Raw genomic sequence first — 15,701 nt, 5'->3', positions numbered from 1 at the left:
CTATGACGGTCCGATAGTCTGCCGGCAATGTGAAAACGCGCCCTGCGCCCAAAGCTGCCCCGTGGAGGCTATCGAGAGAAAGGGCTGGGTGTGGGCGGTCAATTATCAAAAATGTATCGGCTGTGGTGTCTGCGTTCAAGAGTGTCCCTTCGGCGCCATCTGGCTGCACCCGGAAAAGAGGACGGCGATAAAATGCGATCAATGTGGTAACTGCGTGAGACACTGCCCTACGGGAAAACTGAAATTAGCCGATCCTAACGAAATCGCCTATGAAATTGGGATGAAACACTCGAAAAGATTGAAGGAGATAATGGAGGAAATAAATGGACTTTAAATATCAAGCCTATGCCGGGAAGATTATTCGGGTAAATCTGACCGAAGGCGTGGTCACCAAACAGCCTTTGGACGCCAAGCTGGCCGAAGACTTTCTTGGTGGCGCGGGTTTCATCACCAAAATTTTGTGGGATGAAGTCGGCCCGGAGACTGCCCCACTGTCTCCAAAAAACCGGCTTATCTTCGCCGTGGGTCCTCTCTGCGGCACCGGCTGGCCGGTCAGCTGCAGATTTGAGGTCGGTGCCAAATCCCCGCTCACCGGAATCTACGGCGATTCCAGCTGCTGCGGACACTGGGGCCCGGAATTAAAGTTCGCCGGTTATGACGCCATCGTCTTTGAAGGCAGGGCCAGCAAGCCAGTATATCTTTGGATTAACAACAGCAGCGTCAAGATTATGGACGCTAGCGACCTCTGGGGCAAAACCACTGGTGAAACCGAGGAGATGATTAGAAAGGACCTCGGTGAACACAGAATTCAAGTCGCCAGCTGCGGGCCTGCGGGCGAAAATCTGGTCAGATATGCCTCAATCATCAGCCAGAGGAGGGCCGCGGCTCGTTGCGGCCTAGGCGCAGTGATGGGATCCAAGAACTTGAAGGCGGTGGCGGTGAAGGGCACGAACGACGTAAAAACCGAAAACCCCGGCGCGTTTTATGAATTCATGGAAAAGATAATCGAAGTTTATAAAAAGGACTTTTACATCCTTGACCGGATTAAGTTTGGCACCCCGATTCTCGTGGAGCTGATGAACGAAATCGCTCGGTGGCCCGTAAAGAATTTTCAAACCGGAGTCTTTCCCTTCGCCAAAGAAATAGGCGGAGAAAGGATCAGAAGTGAGTACCGGATAAAGGACCGAGGGGGCTTCGGTTGCTGGGCCACCTGCGAAAAGCCAGTCCGAGTTAAAAATCAACCCTACGCCGGAACCTATGCTAAACAGCCCGAGTACGAGACCCTTTCGGCGTTGGGAGCCCGACTGTGGATTAAAAACTTGGACGCGATTATCTATGCTAACGAACTCTGCGATGAGCTGGGCCTAGACACTATCTCTACCGGAGGAACCATCTCCTGGTCCATGGAATGCTACGAGAAGGGCATACTGACCAAGCAGGACACGGATGGCATTGAGCTGAACTGGGGCAACCACGAGGCGTTGTTAAACTTGATTCCTAAAATTGCCCGGAGGGAAGGGTTTGGCGCCATATTGGCTGAAGGCAGCTATCGGGCGGCGCAATTAATCGGTCGGGGTTCGGAAAAATATCTGATGACTGTGAAAAAAATGGAAATCCCGGCCCAAGACGGCAGGGCCCAGAAATCCATGGGGCTGGCCCAAGCGGTCGCCAGCCGCGGTGCCGACCACCTCAAGGCCTTCCCGTTATTGGACGAGGTCGGCAGGGAGGAGCCAATCAAAGCGCGGTTCGGTGAAGAATATCTTCCCGAGATGGCACAACCGCTGAGCCCCAAGTACAAGGCCTACGAGGTAAAGGATGGCGAAGAACTCTGCGTCCTCTGCGACAGCCTATCGCTTTGCAAAAGTTCCGGCACCTGCCTGCCGCTTTACACCGGACAGATCTATTTCGAGGACATGGCCAAGATTTTGCGGCTGGCCACGGGCATGAAGGTAACCGGGAACGATTTGAGAAGAGCCGGCGAGAGGATAGTTAACCTCCAAAGGGCCTTCAATATCCGGGAGGGGCTGAACAAAAAGGACGACACCCTGCCCGACAGATTTACAAAAACACCGGCACCCGAAGGGGTAAACAAAGGACACGTTGTGGAACTGGACAAGATGCTGGAGGAATACTACTATTTAAGAGGATGGGACCAGAGAACAGGACTTATCCCGAGGAAGAAACTGGCAGAACTAGGCTTAGATTACGTGGCCGATGAGCTGGAAAAGCTGGGCAAACTTCCATATTGAGCTGAAACTAGCCCCCCGAAACCGCGTGGGCGAGAGCCACCCGATCTCCCTCACCTAAGTTAACTCTGAAGTTTTTATCCACGAGATGAGCCAGTCGCCCGTTCAGGGTTATGTGGTTGTGACCGTAGACGGCGCCGGTCTTTGGGTCAAAAAGGGCCTTCCTGAAGCTTTCGCCGTGTTTGGCGCACAGAAGTTCCAGAAGGTCCCTCAACGTTGCCCCCTCCTGAACCTTCAGTTTCTCCTCTCTCGTTTTAGTGATCTCCTGGAAAAAGGAAAGGTAAACCACCGACACCTCTATCTGGCGCATATAACTACCTCCTCCAGAAGACAAATTCAACTAAGTTAGGTTTAAACTTTCGGCTTAAATGTGAAAATTTTTAGGATGACCGCCAAAAGATAAAGCGTGGTCCTGTGAGCAAAACCAAGTACAGGAAATCCATGGAAAAATTTCAAAAGATTCTCATCCCGACCATTTACGGTGATGTCCCCACCTTCCTCGGTGCGCCTGCGGTGAAGGAAAAAGGTGAGCTGAAGGGGACTGACGCCGCCTTTTTGGGCCTGCCGTCTCAAGGCGCCGAAATGTTGGTCGGGAGAGAAGTCGGCATAAACATGCTGGACACCGTGCGGCTGAGAAAAGCATCGATAAAATACGGAGGCTACCTGCCCGAACTCGATATCGATGTACTCGACCGAATAAATCTTGTCGACTGCGGCGACGTGACCGGATTTTATCCCTCATGTCAAGAAAAAATAAGTGATTACTTTAAACTTGCGGCGAAGAAAATTTCCGAAATTTTAGAAGCTAGATGTATACCGCTGACCATCGGGGCGCACCCTTACCTCGTCGCGAAATCCATCTGCGGAATGGGCGGGAAGCTGGGCATCATTCATCTGGACGCGCACGCCGACAACATGGAAGTTCATGAAGGCGACAGGTGGTCTCTCGCCTGCTGGGTGACTCGGGTATCCGAGATTGCAGGAATGAACATGAAAAATTTCGTCCAAATCGGAATGAGGGGTCCGAGGAACTTCAAGGAACAGATGAAATGGTATCGGCAGAAAGGAGCGACTGTGTATACCTCTGCCGAAATTGAGAGAAGGGGGATCGAAGAAATTGCTGAAGAGGCCATAACAAAAGCGAAGACCGATACGGACCACCTCTTCCTTAACCTAGATTTAGATGTCTTAGATCTCGGGGCCGCTCCGGGGCTGGACGAACCGCTCGGAATAACCACGTCCGAACTGCTCAAGATCGCTTACCGTGTGGGTAAAAACATGGTGACGGCCTTCAACGTGGAATGGATTCCGACCCCGGCTTGGCAACCCTACCAATTGCCAGCGTGGCCGCTTTACTGGATCACGACTTGGACCATACTCTATCTGCTCGCGGGAGTGGCGTCGTCTAAGAGGTTGCCTCGATGAAGGCCGAGACCGTCGTCACTAACGGAAAAATCTTCAGCCGCGGTTTTTTCCTTGAAGCAGGCCTAGCCATCGAAGCCGGCAAGATCGTTTCGATAGCTAAGGAGCCCAACCTTCCGGCAGCTGATGAAAAAATCGACGCCAGTGGCAACATAATAATTCCTGGCGCCATAGACGCTCATGTCCATCTACACGTGCCCGGTTACCTGCACCGGGAGGACTTTGCCAACGGCACCAAAGCGGCCGCCATTGGAGGAACGACGACGGTTATAGATTTTGCGATACCCGGCAAAGAAAGCCTCGTCAAAACGTTCACCCTGATGAAGTCTGCAGGTGAAAAAATGTGCGCGGCCGACTTTGCCCTTCACGCCGCGGTTTGTTTGGAAGAGCACATCGAGGAAATTCCCCAAGTTGCAAAAATGGGTGCGGTGTCCTTCAAACACTTCATGGCCAACCCAGACGGACTGTCCCCGCTGGAAACCGGCGTCATGCTAGATTCCTTCAGAAAAATTAGAGAAGCTCAATCCTTGGCCACGGTTCACGCCGAGAATGAAAGCATCATACTCCACAGATTAAGGGAACTCAAGAAACTGGGAAGAAGTGACCCAACTGCCCACGCGCTATCCCGGCCCACCATCGCCGAGGTCGAGGCCATATCCCGAGCCATACTTTTGGCCTCAACAACCGGTGCACCGCTTCACGTATTCCATATATCCTCCGAACGCGGGGCGGGGTTAATCAGGGAAGCTAAAAAAGCGGGACTGTCGGTATCCGGGGAAACCTGCCCGCACTATCTTCTTTTCAATCAAGAAGATCTGAAGAAATTCGGCCCTTATCTTCAGGTCAACCCGCCGCTGCGGACCAAGGCCGATTCTGAAGCGCTCTGGAAGGCGCTGGCCGATGGTGTTCTGGACATTCTGGTCACAGACCACTACGCACCGCTGCAGGTTGAGAAGGAAAGTGGCTGGAATAACATCTGGGAAGTCGAGGCAGGAGTCCCGGGTGTTGAAACCAGAGTAATGCTGACGATCAGCGAGGGCTATCACCGGAGAAAAATACCATTGGGAAGGTTGGTTGAGGTGATCTCCACCCAACCAGCGAGGGTATTCGGCCTTTACCCGGCTAAGGGAACTCTCCGACCAGGGTCTGACGCCGATCTGACGATAATAGACCTAAAAGATGAGATGGTGATAAAGGCGGAGAAATTGCACCAAAGAGCCGACTGGACTCCGTTTGAAGGATTTATGGTCAAAGGGGTTCCCAAGCTGACCATGGTTCGGGGAAAAATAGTGTCGAAAGACGGAAGCGCTTGGAGCCAAGAAGGTTTCGGAAAACTCTGTCCTCGGCAGAAAACGCCCCATTCCTCGGGATAACTTTTTTATCAAGGGTCGATGATGATTTTTAGCAGCGGGTCGGTTTCATATGGCAGACATTCAAGACCGATTACAGGTGTTAATCGAAAAGGCAAGGAAAGTTGGAGCCAACTCCGCTAAAATTATCTCAACCGACGATGTCTTTGTCGAGGACTACGTGCGAATAAAATGTCAGTACGGCTGCGGAATGTACGGGCTCCGACTTACCTGCCCGCCTTACACGCCTACACCTGAGGAAACCAGAAAGTGGTTGAAAAGCTACCGCCGGGCTTTGCTTATTGAGTTCATTAATCTAAAAGACAAGGAGGACTTGCACCAAGTTCACGAAAAAGGCATAGAGTTAGAGCGTGAGGCTTTCCTGAGCGGTTACTATCGGGCACTGATTCTCGTTGCTGGGCCCTGCAGGTACTGTAATCCCTGCGTGGCGGAGAAAGCGGAGGACCGCAGAATGCTAAGCAAGGCGGACTGCAAGTATCCGCGGAAGGCCAGGCCGTCCATGGAAGCCGTTGGAATCGATGTCTACCAGACAGCACGAAAGGCGGGGTTTAATATCAACGTTGTCAAAGATGGTGAAAACTACAAGTGCTTCGTGTTGCTTTTGTTGGAATGAACCGACTGAACTAGTTATCTTGAGTTAAGGATGTCCTTTACTTTTATCTCCTGCATCTTCTTGTTAATCTCCGTTGTTTCGCCGAAGTAAAGACATCTGGCCGGGCAGACCAGAACACAGAGCGGCTTCTCACCTTTATCAATTCTGTGGGCACAGAGATTGCAAAGTTCAATCTTCCCAAGCTCGGGATTAAACTGAGGCGCGTTTATTGGGCAGACATCGATGCACAGCTGGCAGCCGATGCATTTCTCCTTATCCACCATCACGATTCCGTCAGGCCTCTTGTACAGCGCGTGCTCGGGACAGGCCTTGATGCAAGGGGCATCCTCACAGTGTTTGCAAAAAATTGGAACATAGTCCGTCCTCAGTCCGCCGTTGGTCTTCCTAGGACCAATTTTAACAACACGAATGGGCATCGGCCCCACGGGAAGATTAAACTCCTGCTTACAGGCAATCTCACAAGAGTGGCAACCGATGCATTTTTTAACATCGGCCTGTAGTTTGTATTTTGCCATTTTTACTCCTCCACCTTTGTTATCTTGCAGATGGCCCCGCGAATGATTGGGCAGCCAAACACCGGGTCGTAGGGCGGATATCTGGGCACCACCACGTTAACGTTGGACTCGAAACAAGCCCGATGTGGGTCGTCCTTCCGCTCCGGGAACCACCAGTGGGAATCGGCGTTGACCACTTTGGGGTGAATTCCCCACGTCAATCTGGCCCGAAACTTCACGCGCTCCCCCTTGGCCTGCGGTGTCTCGATCCAGACCCAGTCACCGTCCTTGATCCCCAGTTTCTCCGCCGCCTCGGGGTTTATCTCCACCTCGGGGTCGGGCTGTATCTCGCGAAGCCAGGGCAGCTGCCTCCCGTAACCGTGGAAGTAGAGCACCTTTCTGCTTCCGGAGATGAAGATGAAGGAATACTCCTCCATCAGCTCGGGGGTGGTGACCGGACCAACGGGCGGCTCCTCATAGTGGGGAAGCGGGTCGATTCCATTTTCCTCCAGCGTCTTGGAGTAAAGTTCAACCTTTCCGCTTGGGGTTCCTGGGAACTTTCTGAACTTCTTGTACTTCTGGGTCTCAAACGGGAACATCAGCACCGTGCCGTATTTCTGATAAAATTCATCAAAGGTCACCCCGAGTTTCTCCAGGCGATAATCGTTCCATTCCTTCACGCTTTCTACCGGATAGGCGCTCTTCAGACCTAACCTCTTTCTCAATTCTATTGAAACCTCCCTCTCGTCGCGGCACTCGGGGAGCGGGTCGATCACCTTTGGGGCCACGCCAACATAGCTGGGATAGTGCAGCTCATGGACCAAGTCCCTCTCCAGCCAGGTCGCGGCCGGCAAGACGATGTTGGCGAAGCTGGCGGTTGGGGTCATCCAAAAGTCCATCACCACGAGGAACTCCAAGTGTTCGAGGTCCTTGGCCGTCTGCTTGCTGCCCTGCATGCCCATCACGGGGTCGTTGACGATGAACATGCCCCTTATCCCCCCCTGAGGAATCGAATCAAAGGCGAGGACTGGGTGGGAATCGTTCCAGGGGTTGGCCTTATCATAACCAAAGGGGAATTCCTTAACCCCGTACCTCTTCTGCTTCACCTCTTTGGGTAGTCTTTCCGCGTAGAGCTTGGGAAACTCCACATAGGCCGACCTGACCTTGCTGGTTGGTGAGGGGAAAGGCAGCAGGTTGCCGCCAGGTATATCCAAGTTGCCGGTGACGGCTATCAGCATGTCAACGGCCCTGCAAGTGTGAAGTCCGTTGGTGTTCATAGTAACGCCCATCCGGTGGTGCACGGAGGCCGGTTTATTGGTGGCGTACATTCTAGCCGCCTCCTTGATCTTCTCCTCGGGCACCCAAGTGATTTCAGCAACTTTGTCAGGTGGATATTCCTGAACTCTTTCCCTCAGTTTATCGAAGCCTACTGTCCACTCAGCGACGAACTCTTTGTCGTACAGCCCTTCGTTGATGATAACGTTAAGCATCCCTAGCGCCAGCGCGGCGTCAGTAGCCGGTCTCACCTGGAGCCAGATGTCGGCTTTGGAAGCTAGGTTGGTGAAGCGCGGATCAACGACGATGAGTTTGGCTCCCTTGTTATATTTCGCCTGAAGGATCTCCTGCCCCTTCGAACCGAGGTGGGTCTCAAGCGGGTTTCCACCCCAGATTAGTATGCACTTGCTGTTCTTGTAATCCGGACCCTTCTCCCACGTCAGCGCCTGGCCGAAGGTAACACCGTCGGCAATCCAGTTGGGCCGAATGCAGTACTGAGCATCGGTTCCTATCAGATGAGGGCTCTGGATAGCCGTGAGCCAGTCTACGTTGAAGAGGATGTTGTCCCGGTCGCCATCGCAGAAGACAAAGGCCAAGGAATCCGGACCATACTTATCAATCAGCTCCTTGAACTTCCGGGCGATCTTTTCCATCGCTTCGTCCCAAGAGATTCTCTTCCACTCCCCGTTGGGCTGCCGCTCCATCGGGTAGCGCAACCGGTCAGGATGGTATAACAGCTGCTGGTAGGACATCCCCCGAACGCAAATCGCTCCCTCGTTCTGGGGGTGGTCGGGATCACCGATTATCTTGGTCACTTTTCCGTTTTCAACTGTTACTAACACACCACACTCGCAGTGACAACCCATACAAATGGTTCTCTTCACTTCTGCCATTCCATCACAACTTTTCTGAAGCCCCATTTAATTTATAGCTTGCGCAGTCGCTCCGTGTTTAGATCAACCGGTCGACGGCGAACTTCCACGGTCCCCAGAGATAATCCTCCATCGTGGTTATTCTCCTTTCCACACCATTTATCTTAACGCAACCCGCCGTTTGCCTGGTGTCCCGGCCTCTGAGGGCAACTATCTGGCCGTCGACCATGATCAATGTCGTCCCAGGGATATCGCCTATCTCTATCGCCTCCAGAGCGTCGCGACCCTGAGAACCGGCCGGCCGATCCAGGATGATTATATCTGCTTCCCGGCCGACCTCGATTTTGCCCACATTCAGTCCAAAGGTGTCGGCGGTGTTTCCCGTGGCCGCGGCGATGACCTCGGCGGCCGGCAACTGGTTCAGAGAAGCTATCTGCACCACCATCCTCAGGATTGCCACAGGGATCATGCCGTTGCCCGTGGGTGTGTCGGAACCTATGACAAGTCTGCTCAGCGCATCCTTCTTTCTCATGTAATCCACCATTTCCACGGCCGCCTTGGGGTTTCCGTTGAAAACCGCCTCTAAGTGGAAGTCGGCATCGTCAACGAGCTTTTTCACCTCGGTGAAGGGGACTGAAGTCGATCCTCCGTTCACATGCACGGCCAAATCTGGATTGATCTCAATAATCTCATCCGCCATCAGGGGTGCGGAAAGCGGGATTGAGACTGGGCCCAGATGGGCCGAGACCTTGAAGCCGTATTTCCTCGCCCAAGTTACCATCGGCACCACATCTTTGGGCTTGTAGAGTCCACAGCCGCCTATCTCGGCGATTAACCAGACTCCTGCCTCGGCCATCTCTTTAAAGTCCCGTTCAGTCAGGCCTTCAACCAGCATCAGCGCGCCGCCGTGAACCTTCAGCGCACCACCGGGGCGGTACTTCTTGTAGGTCTTCGCGGCCAAGATTGCCAAAGCCTTGTTGCCCGCTGGGTCCATCGGCAGCCCGCCGATATTGTTTTCACCCTGCGAAATCATCGTCGTCACACCCGCCAAAAGGGCGCCCTCCATCCAGCCGATCGCCTTCTGGATGGGAGTCCAGTCGCCGATGACCATATGCGTATGCGGGTCGATGAAGCCCGGCGTCACCACCTCGCCCATGGCGTCGATGCGCGTCTTGGCCGCCTCTACGTCGACCTCTCCCTTCCAGCCAATTTCCGCTATTTTCCCATCTTTAATCAAAACCGTGTCGGCTTCCAAGATGGGTTGGTCTATGTCTCCAGAAACTAACTTGCCTATATTCTCAATTGCCAAAATTTCGCTAATAGCATCCACCTCTTTGTAAAGATGGACACCAAAAGCTATTAAACTTTTATGAGCCCTCTCGCGCCACGTTTAAAACTCTAATCCTAGGAGAAATGATAAAAGAGCAGAAATTAGATTGATGGTTGAAAATTTCGCGGGTTGATGGCTTGTCCGAAACAACGCTGATAAAAAACGGAATTGTAATAACCGTAGACAAACGCCGGAGAATTTTTGAAGACGGCGCCGTGGTCATCAAGGACGACAGAATAATTGATTTAGGAAAGACGCATGACGTGGTGAAGAAGCGATACAAGGTGGACCGAGTAATTGACGCTAAGAAGAAGGCCGTCATCCCCGGCCTGATAAACACCCACATTCACTCGGATCTGATCCGGGGCACCGCGGACGACCTGCCGCTGATAGAGTGGCTGGACTATTACATCGCACCTTGGCACTGGGTCGTGACTCCCGACATAGCCCATGCCGCCGCCATGCTGACCTACGCGGAGGCCCTGAAGTCAGGGACGACTTGCGTGGCCGACATGTTTCGATATATGCATCGCTGTGCCGACGCTGTGAGGGAAATCGGCCTCCGTGCTGTTCTGGCACCCATGGCTGCCGATTCACCTACCCAAAAATACGAATCTTTTGAAGATAACGAAAAACTGGTCCGATCCAGAAATGGATATGCTCAAGGCCGGGTGCGGGTCTGGTTCGGTATGGAGTGGGCCTTTTACAGCTCGGACGACCACATCCACAAAGTTGTTGAAGGAGCAAAGAAATACCACACGGGCATCCACATTCACTCCAACGAGGTAAAGGATGAGTGGGAACTGGCGATGAAGAGGTTCGGAAAGCACCCAATCGAGGCCTTCGCTGACTTCGGCCTGCTGGGTAAAAACACGCTGATCGCCCACGCCTGCTGGTTAACTGAAAAAGAAAGACAGTTGCTGGGCCAAACCAGAACCAACGTCGCTCACTGTGCCGTGAGCAACCAGAAGCTTGCCGACGGGGTCTGCCCGGTGCCGGAGTTGATGAAGTACGGGGCGAACGTAAGCTTGGGGACAGACGGCCTAAAGGAAAACAACACTGCTGATATGTTCGAGGTTATGAAGTTCGCCTCGCTGCTGCAAAAGGTAACCAAGCTGGATGCCACCGTGCTTCCGGCCTATCAGGTGCTGGAGATGGCCACCATCAAGGGCGCACAGTCGCTGGGCTGGGAGAGGGAAATCGGCTCCTTGGAAGTGGGCAAAAAGGCGGACCTGATCCTCGTAGACCTGAACAAGCTGCGCACAACCCCTGTCCTTTTTGGTGAATTTTTCAATGCGGTTTCTCATCTTGTCTACGCCTGCCACGGTGACGACGTGGAAACAGTCTTTGTCGATGGCAAGATCGTGATGGAAAACCGCGTCCTGAAAAACGTCGATGAGCAGAAGATCATCGACCTAGCGACGAGGATTACCCCTGAGGTACTGGAGAGAAGAAAGCAGTACCAGCCGAAGAAAAAATAATATTGGCAACCCAGCTAAATCCGGTAGAGCTTCCTTGCATTTTCCCCCAGGATCTTCTTTAAATCCTCATCACTTATCCTGAACTTAATCCCCTCTTCCTCGGCTATCCGGTTCAGGCCCATGAACGTCTTCGTAAAGGTCGCCTTCCAAGGATTCTCCGAACCGTAGAGGAGCCGGTGATAGCCGCACATGTAATCAAACTTTTTCATCATCTCGATCAAAAACGTCGGCGGGAAGGCTCCCCAGTAGGCGATATCGGCGTACCAGTGGCGGTGCTTCATCAGCAGGCAGAGGCACTCGTCAACCCAGGGGAACCCCATGTGGGCGACGATCACCTTCATCTCCGGGAACCTTATTCCCACCTCATCAAGCAGGTGGGGAAACTGGTACTTCATTGGGGCATTGACGGTGCCGGTGTAGCCCATATGGAAATGGACCGGTATCTCGAGCTCGATGACCTTTTCATAGATGGGAAAGACCCGCTCATCCCGGGGGTCAAAGTGGTCGTAGGTTGGGTAAAGCTTCAGGGCACGCATGTCCCAATCCCGGACGCACTTCTCCATCTCCCTCCTAGCCTCATGCGGGTCCCTCAGCGGGTCAACGTTGCACACGCCGACGAACCGATCCGGGTGCCTGCGAACGCACTCAGCCACGTAATCATTTGGAGTATAGCTCGAACCCGTGCCGTAAGGATAGGGCCTCCGGTGGTCGCTGGCCATGACGCAGGCGACATCGACTCCGGCAGAGTCCAAATCCTCAATCAGCCCCGCAATCGGATCCTCCCTGTATCTCACGTTCTTATCCGGAACGTTTGGAAAACCGCGGTAAAGCTCGTCCATCCACCACTTCTGAAAGTGCTTGCCTAGTTCACCCAAATGAACGTGCACATCTACGATCATCGCATCCGCTACTCCATCACTTTAACCTCAGCTGCCTGCCCCTAACAACTTTCGCCTTTCCAACGTGACAGGCCTTGATGCACAGTCCGCAACTGTAATGGCCGTAGTCCGGTTCCAAAACTTCGCGCAGATAATGAAAGCACTTGTGCTTGTCTATAGTCCATCCCTTCTTCCTGTCGTATTCCTCGGATTCCCATATCGCACCGACGGGGCAGGCTTTTAGGCAGGCCCCACAGAGATCACAAAGCTGTTTCTTTAACGGTGGGTCCGCGGGAATCAAGGCATCTGTAACTACCGCGCCCAAGAGCACTCTAGGCCCGAACTGGGGCGTCAGCAGAAGGTTATTGAGGCCGAACTCGCCCAGACCGGCCGCAACCGCCGCATGTTTCAAGGAGAGGTCCCCCGCCAGCACTTTGTAATCCGTTCCTTGGAGAAAAGGTATTGCCGAATAACCCTCTTCCTCAAGGTATCTCGCGATCCTACAGATGGCACCGTTGAGCAAGGAGCGGGAACTGTCATTGGCGCTGATATATTCGCACCTCGTCTGTGGAAGACCCTCAACGACAGAATAATTTATGCGCGCCGCCAGCGAAATCACGGTTCCGGCATTAGGGAGAAAGTCCCTCGCCCGATGTCCTGCGGGGGCTTCATCCATCGCATCGGCGGGTCCAAAACCGACCAGATCCGCGCCAAACTTCCGGGCCAAATTTCGGATTTTAGTTTTATTTAACATCACAAATTGTTGTTTTTATTCAAATATAAGACAAAATGTTGAACAAAAATTAATTTTGTCGCCGCTTTTCGGAAAGAATAACAAAGTTATTACCAAAAATCTTTTTAACCGCCGCCTCTTAAGCATAATGAGACACATGGTGGATACCCTTATCGCAAATGCGAGATTTGTCCTTACCATGGACTCGAAGAGAAGACTTCTTGAGAATGCCGCCATTGCCGTTGACGATGGAAAAATCATCGACATCGGTGACACGGCGGCGCTGAAAAGAAAATATAGGGCGGACCGAGTAATCGATGCCAAGAATTACCTTGTGACGCCAGGCCTGATCAACGGACACATCCATTTGGAATCTGCCTACGACAAGAGCATGCTAGACGACGTTCCGGTAGTGCCTTGGTGCGAACGATATTTCTCCTGGACCTATATGAATCTGACCAAGGAGAACTACTACTACGCGGCGGTTAAGAACCTAATCGAGGGGCTCAAGACCGGAACCACGACCTTCTGCGACTGTGGCACCATTCAGACCATGGAGGAGTCGGCTGCCAAGGCCGTGACCGATGTCGGCGTTCGCGCGGTGCTGGGCAGGGACCTGATGGACATCCACGAGGCAACCAAATCATCCTACGCCTCCTACGACGCCTTCACCGAACTATGCAGCAGGTTGAGAGAAACCACCGACCAGTGCATCCGGCGCAGTGAGGAGTTCATAAAGAAATACCATGGCGCCGCCGATGGCCGAATCAAGGCTTGGATGGATCTCCAGCAAGTGTGTAATGTGTCACCTGAGCTTTGTAAAGCGACGAGAGAACTGGCGAACAAGTATGATTCAGGCATACTTACTCACGCCGGGGTTTCCCACGACATGGTTGAGATGACCCGCAAGAGATTCGGGCGCAGGGACATCGAATATCTTTACGACCAAGGGGTTCTCGGGCCGGATTTCATGGCTGCTCACATGGCCTGGGTTGACGGCGGCGAACTGCTGATGCTGAAGGAGACTAACTCCAACGTCGTCCACGTCCCGGGATCTAGCATGCACGGCGTTTACTCCGCCGTCTCGATGCGAGGAAAGTTCCCCATAATGGTCAAGATGGGGATAAATGTGGCGCTCGGCAACGACGAGTCAAGCACCGGGACCGCACACGACCTAGTCCGGGACATCTGGACAGTATCAGTCGGACACGCGGAAGCCTGGCACCCGATGATATTCCCGGACCCCGACCTGTTCATGCTGAAAACCGCCGATCCCAGCCCCAAGGCCCTAGAGATGGCGACGGTGAACGGTGCCAAGGCGCTGAAATGGGACAAGGAAATCGGATCGCTTGAGGTTGGAAAAGCAGCCGACATCGTCATGTGGAACCTCAGAAAAATTTACTGGGTGCCCGTGACCAAGGAGAACGTTATCAACAGCTTCGTCTACAACGGCAAGGGTGACTCCTGCGACACCGTGATGGTCAACGGAAAGATAATCATGGAAAAGGGCGTGGTTAAGACCGTCGACGAGGAAAAGGTAATCGACAAGGTCCAGAAGTTCGGCGAGAAAATTATCCCGACTGCACCTTGGCTGAAGAAGCCGGAAGTCTGGGAACTGAAGTGGGTGCGCGAGTAAGCCTATAAAAACAGAAAGACATGCCTTCGGGAAGGGGATCGTTAGTGAAGAAGATAGTGGTCCCGGAAGGTTTGCCCAAGCCCACGGGATATTCACCCGCGGTCAGGGCGGGCAACCTTCTCTTTATCTCGGGACAAATAGCCGAGAATGCCAAGGGAGAAATCGTGGGCAAGGGTGACTTTGAAAAACAGGTGCGACAGGTTTTCGAGAATCTACGCGCCATCTTGGCCGCTGAAGGTGGAACCCTAGACGACCTAGTGCAGATAAGGGTCTATCTAACCGATATCAAAAACTTGGCCAAGTTCCGAAAGATAAGGTCGGAGTACTTCAAGAAAGACCCTCCTGCCAGTACCCTGATTGCGGTCAAGAGCCTCATCATGGAGGAACTCTTGGTCGAGATTGACGGCATCGCCGTGCTGCGCTAAAAAATAAAAGTGGCAGCTCCGCGCTGCCACCTCTTTTTTCTGTTCCTCACTCGAAGAGGAAGGCCACAACCCTGCAGGGTGTGGACTCACCGCCGATCGTCTTGAGCGGGAAGCATCCGATTATCATCCGCTTATTCAGTACCTTGTCAATATCCCCGCCGATGTTCTCCACATGGATGATTTCATAGGGTTGCTTGAACAAAGTGTGGTGCATCATGTGGTCCATTTCAGGCGGGAAAATCTCGCTTAAGGGCTTCCCTAGCTTCTTCTCCGCTTCCTTGGCGACAATCGGGTTGAGCTTCTGAAGTCCCGTGTTCATCGGGTGATCGGCAGAACCGCAGTCGACCCCGATCCACTTGAACTTCATCTCCGCCACCCAGTCCCGGAACTCCCGGTGCGGGCCCGGGTGCTTGTAAAAATAGGTGATCTCGTCGGGCTCCTCGGCGTTGGCGTAGTATTTGTGGAAGCCGGTGTGGATAATCAGGATGTCGCCCTTCTTAACGTCAACCTTGCTCGTTATGTGTTTCGGTGTGTAAATTCCGTAGGGACCAACCTCGCTGACATCCACCACAACACCCTCGCCCACCAGCTTGTCCATTGGCAGGCTGGCCAGATCCCGGCCCTTGGGATCAAAGTGGAGCGGACCGTCGAGGTGGGTTCCGATGTGGGTGGTGAAGGTAATCTCTTGCTGGCTGTAGCCGTCGGTGGAGATCATGTTCACATACCTTATCGTCGGTGCCTTTCCTCCCGGCCACGGCGGTGTATTCATTCCCCAGGGTTGAGTAAGGTCAATCACTTTCATTTTCTTCATAGAATCACTTTTTGAATACAACTTATCTAAGAAGCTTATATACATTTTCAAAATCGTGCATTGTTGCATTAAATTTTTAAAATTGTCCTGAGACCGGTGTTATGGCGGCTAGGGT

At 53.0% G+C, this 15,701-nt stretch carries 15 protein-coding genes; 8 read left to right on the top strand and 7 right to left on the bottom strand.

What is annotated here, in order from left to right:
* Together ACP5PX_RS06085 and ACP5PX_RS06080 are read left to right on the top strand one after the other, a co-directional pair.
* Nucleotides 1-334, top strand: a 334-nt coding sequence (locus ACP5PX_RS06085; protein ID WP_428084994.1) for a 4Fe-4S binding protein, incomplete at its 5' end; no start/stop codon positions are given.
* Nucleotides 324-2,249 (top strand): aldehyde ferredoxin oxidoreductase family protein, encoded by a 1,926-nt coding sequence (locus ACP5PX_RS06080; protein ID WP_428084992.1) that lies wholly within the window; start codon nt 324-326, stop codon nt 2,247-2,249. The genes ACP5PX_RS06085 and ACP5PX_RS06080, both read left to right, overlap by 11 nt.
* 7 nt (nt 2,250-2,256) lie before the next feature.
* Here ACP5PX_RS06080 and ACP5PX_RS06075 read toward each other — a convergent pair whose 3' ends face one another.
* The gene (locus tag ACP5PX_RS06075; RefSeq protein WP_428084990.1) at nt 2,257-2,556 is read right to left on the bottom strand and encodes a MoaD/ThiS family protein; all 300 of its coding nucleotides are present in this window, start codon (nt 2,554-2,556) and stop codon (nt 2,257-2,259) included.
* A gap of 104 nt (nt 2,557-2,660) precedes the next feature.
* On the opposite strand from ACP5PX_RS06075, the gene ACP5PX_RS06070 reads away from it, so the two are divergent.
* Genes ACP5PX_RS06070 through ACP5PX_RS06060 form a run of 3 tightly spaced genes read left to right on the top strand, consistent with a single transcriptional unit; the run spans nt 2,661 to nt 5,651 of the window.
* A complete protein-coding gene (locus tag ACP5PX_RS06070; RefSeq protein ID WP_428084988.1) occupies nt 2,661-3,671 on the top strand; it encodes an arginase family protein in 1,011 nt (336 codons plus the stop codon).
* Entirely contained in the window at nt 3,668-5,041 is a 1,374-nt protein-coding gene (locus tag ACP5PX_RS06065; RefSeq protein WP_428084986.1) for a dihydroorotase, read from the top strand. The genes ACP5PX_RS06070 and ACP5PX_RS06065 overlap by 4 nt, the downstream gene beginning before the upstream one ends.
* 49 nt (nt 5,042-5,090) lie before the next feature.
* Nucleotides 5,091-5,651, top strand: a complete 561-nt coding sequence (locus ACP5PX_RS06060; RefSeq protein WP_428084984.1) for a DUF2284 domain-containing protein — start codon at nt 5,091-5,093, stop codon at nt 5,649-5,651.
* Nucleotides 5,652-5,665: 14 nt separating this feature from the next.
* Here ACP5PX_RS06060 and ACP5PX_RS06055 read toward each other — a convergent pair whose 3' ends face one another.
* The 3 genes from ACP5PX_RS06055 to ACP5PX_RS06045 are packed head-to-tail and all read right to left on the bottom strand — an operon-like array spanning nt 5,666 to nt 9,601.
* A complete protein-coding gene (locus ACP5PX_RS06055; protein WP_428084982.1) occupies nt 5,666-6,166 on the bottom strand; it encodes a 4Fe-4S dicluster domain-containing protein in 501 nt (166 codons plus the stop codon).
* A 2-nt stretch (nt 6,167-6,168) separates the two neighbouring features.
* Nucleotides 6,169-8,313 (bottom strand): molybdopterin-containing oxidoreductase family protein, encoded by a 2,145-nt coding sequence (locus tag ACP5PX_RS06050; protein WP_428084980.1) that lies wholly within the window; start codon nt 8,311-8,313, stop codon nt 6,169-6,171.
* 58 nt (nt 8,314-8,371) lie between these two features.
* Nucleotides 8,372-9,601, bottom strand: coding sequence for an amidohydrolase family protein (locus tag ACP5PX_RS06045; protein WP_428084978.1), 1,230 nt, complete (start codon nt 9,599-9,601; stop codon nt 8,372-8,374).
* 158 nt (nt 9,602-9,759) lie between these two features.
* Here ACP5PX_RS06045 and ACP5PX_RS06040 point away from each other — a divergent pair, with 158 nt between their 5' ends.
* Nucleotides 9,760-11,103 carry an amidohydrolase gene (locus ACP5PX_RS06040; RefSeq protein WP_428084976.1) on the top strand — a complete coding sequence of 448 codons (1,344 nt, stop codon included), beginning with the start codon at nt 9,760-9,762 and terminating at the stop codon, nt 11,101-11,103.
* A gap of 14 nt (nt 11,104-11,117) precedes the next feature.
* Here ACP5PX_RS06040 and ACP5PX_RS06035 read toward each other — a convergent pair whose 3' ends face one another.
* Nucleotides 11,118-12,002 (bottom strand): amidohydrolase family protein, encoded by an 885-nt coding sequence (locus ACP5PX_RS06035; protein WP_428084974.1) that lies wholly within the window; start codon nt 12,000-12,002, stop codon nt 11,118-11,120.
* Nucleotides 12,003-12,018: 16 nt separating this feature from the next.
* Nucleotides 12,019-12,735 carry a 4Fe-4S dicluster domain-containing protein gene (locus ACP5PX_RS06030; RefSeq protein WP_428084972.1) on the bottom strand — a complete coding sequence of 239 codons (717 nt, stop codon included), beginning with the start codon at nt 12,733-12,735 and terminating at the stop codon, nt 12,019-12,021.
* A gap of 136 nt (nt 12,736-12,871) precedes the next feature.
* Here ACP5PX_RS06030 and ACP5PX_RS06025 point away from each other — a divergent pair, with 136 nt between their 5' ends.
* The gene (locus ACP5PX_RS06025; protein ID WP_428084970.1) at nt 12,872-14,350 is read left to right on the top strand and encodes an amidohydrolase family protein; all 1,479 of its coding nucleotides are present in this window, start codon (nt 12,872-12,874) and stop codon (nt 14,348-14,350) included.
* Between the two features lie 44 nt (nt 14,351-14,394).
* Nucleotides 14,395-14,775 carry a RidA family protein gene (locus tag ACP5PX_RS06020; RefSeq protein ID WP_428084968.1) on the top strand — a complete coding sequence of 127 codons (381 nt, stop codon included), beginning with the start codon at nt 14,395-14,397 and terminating at the stop codon, nt 14,773-14,775.
* Between the two features lie 46 nt (nt 14,776-14,821).
* On the opposite strand, the gene ACP5PX_RS06015 is transcribed toward ACP5PX_RS06020, so the two are convergent.
* The gene (locus tag ACP5PX_RS06015; protein WP_428084966.1) at nt 14,822-15,586 is read right to left on the bottom strand and encodes a cyclase family protein; all 765 of its coding nucleotides are present in this window, start codon (nt 15,584-15,586) and stop codon (nt 14,822-14,824) included.
* Between the last annotated feature and the right edge of the window lie 115 nt (nt 15,587-15,701).

The sequence above is a fragment of the Hadarchaeum sp. (SeqCode) genome (assembly GCF_049969415.1).
In the GTDB taxonomy this organism is placed as follows: Archaea; Hadarchaeota; Hadarchaeia; order Hadarchaeales; family Hadarchaeaceae; genus Hadarchaeum.
This window is presented reverse-complemented; position numbering and strand designations above follow the sequence as displayed.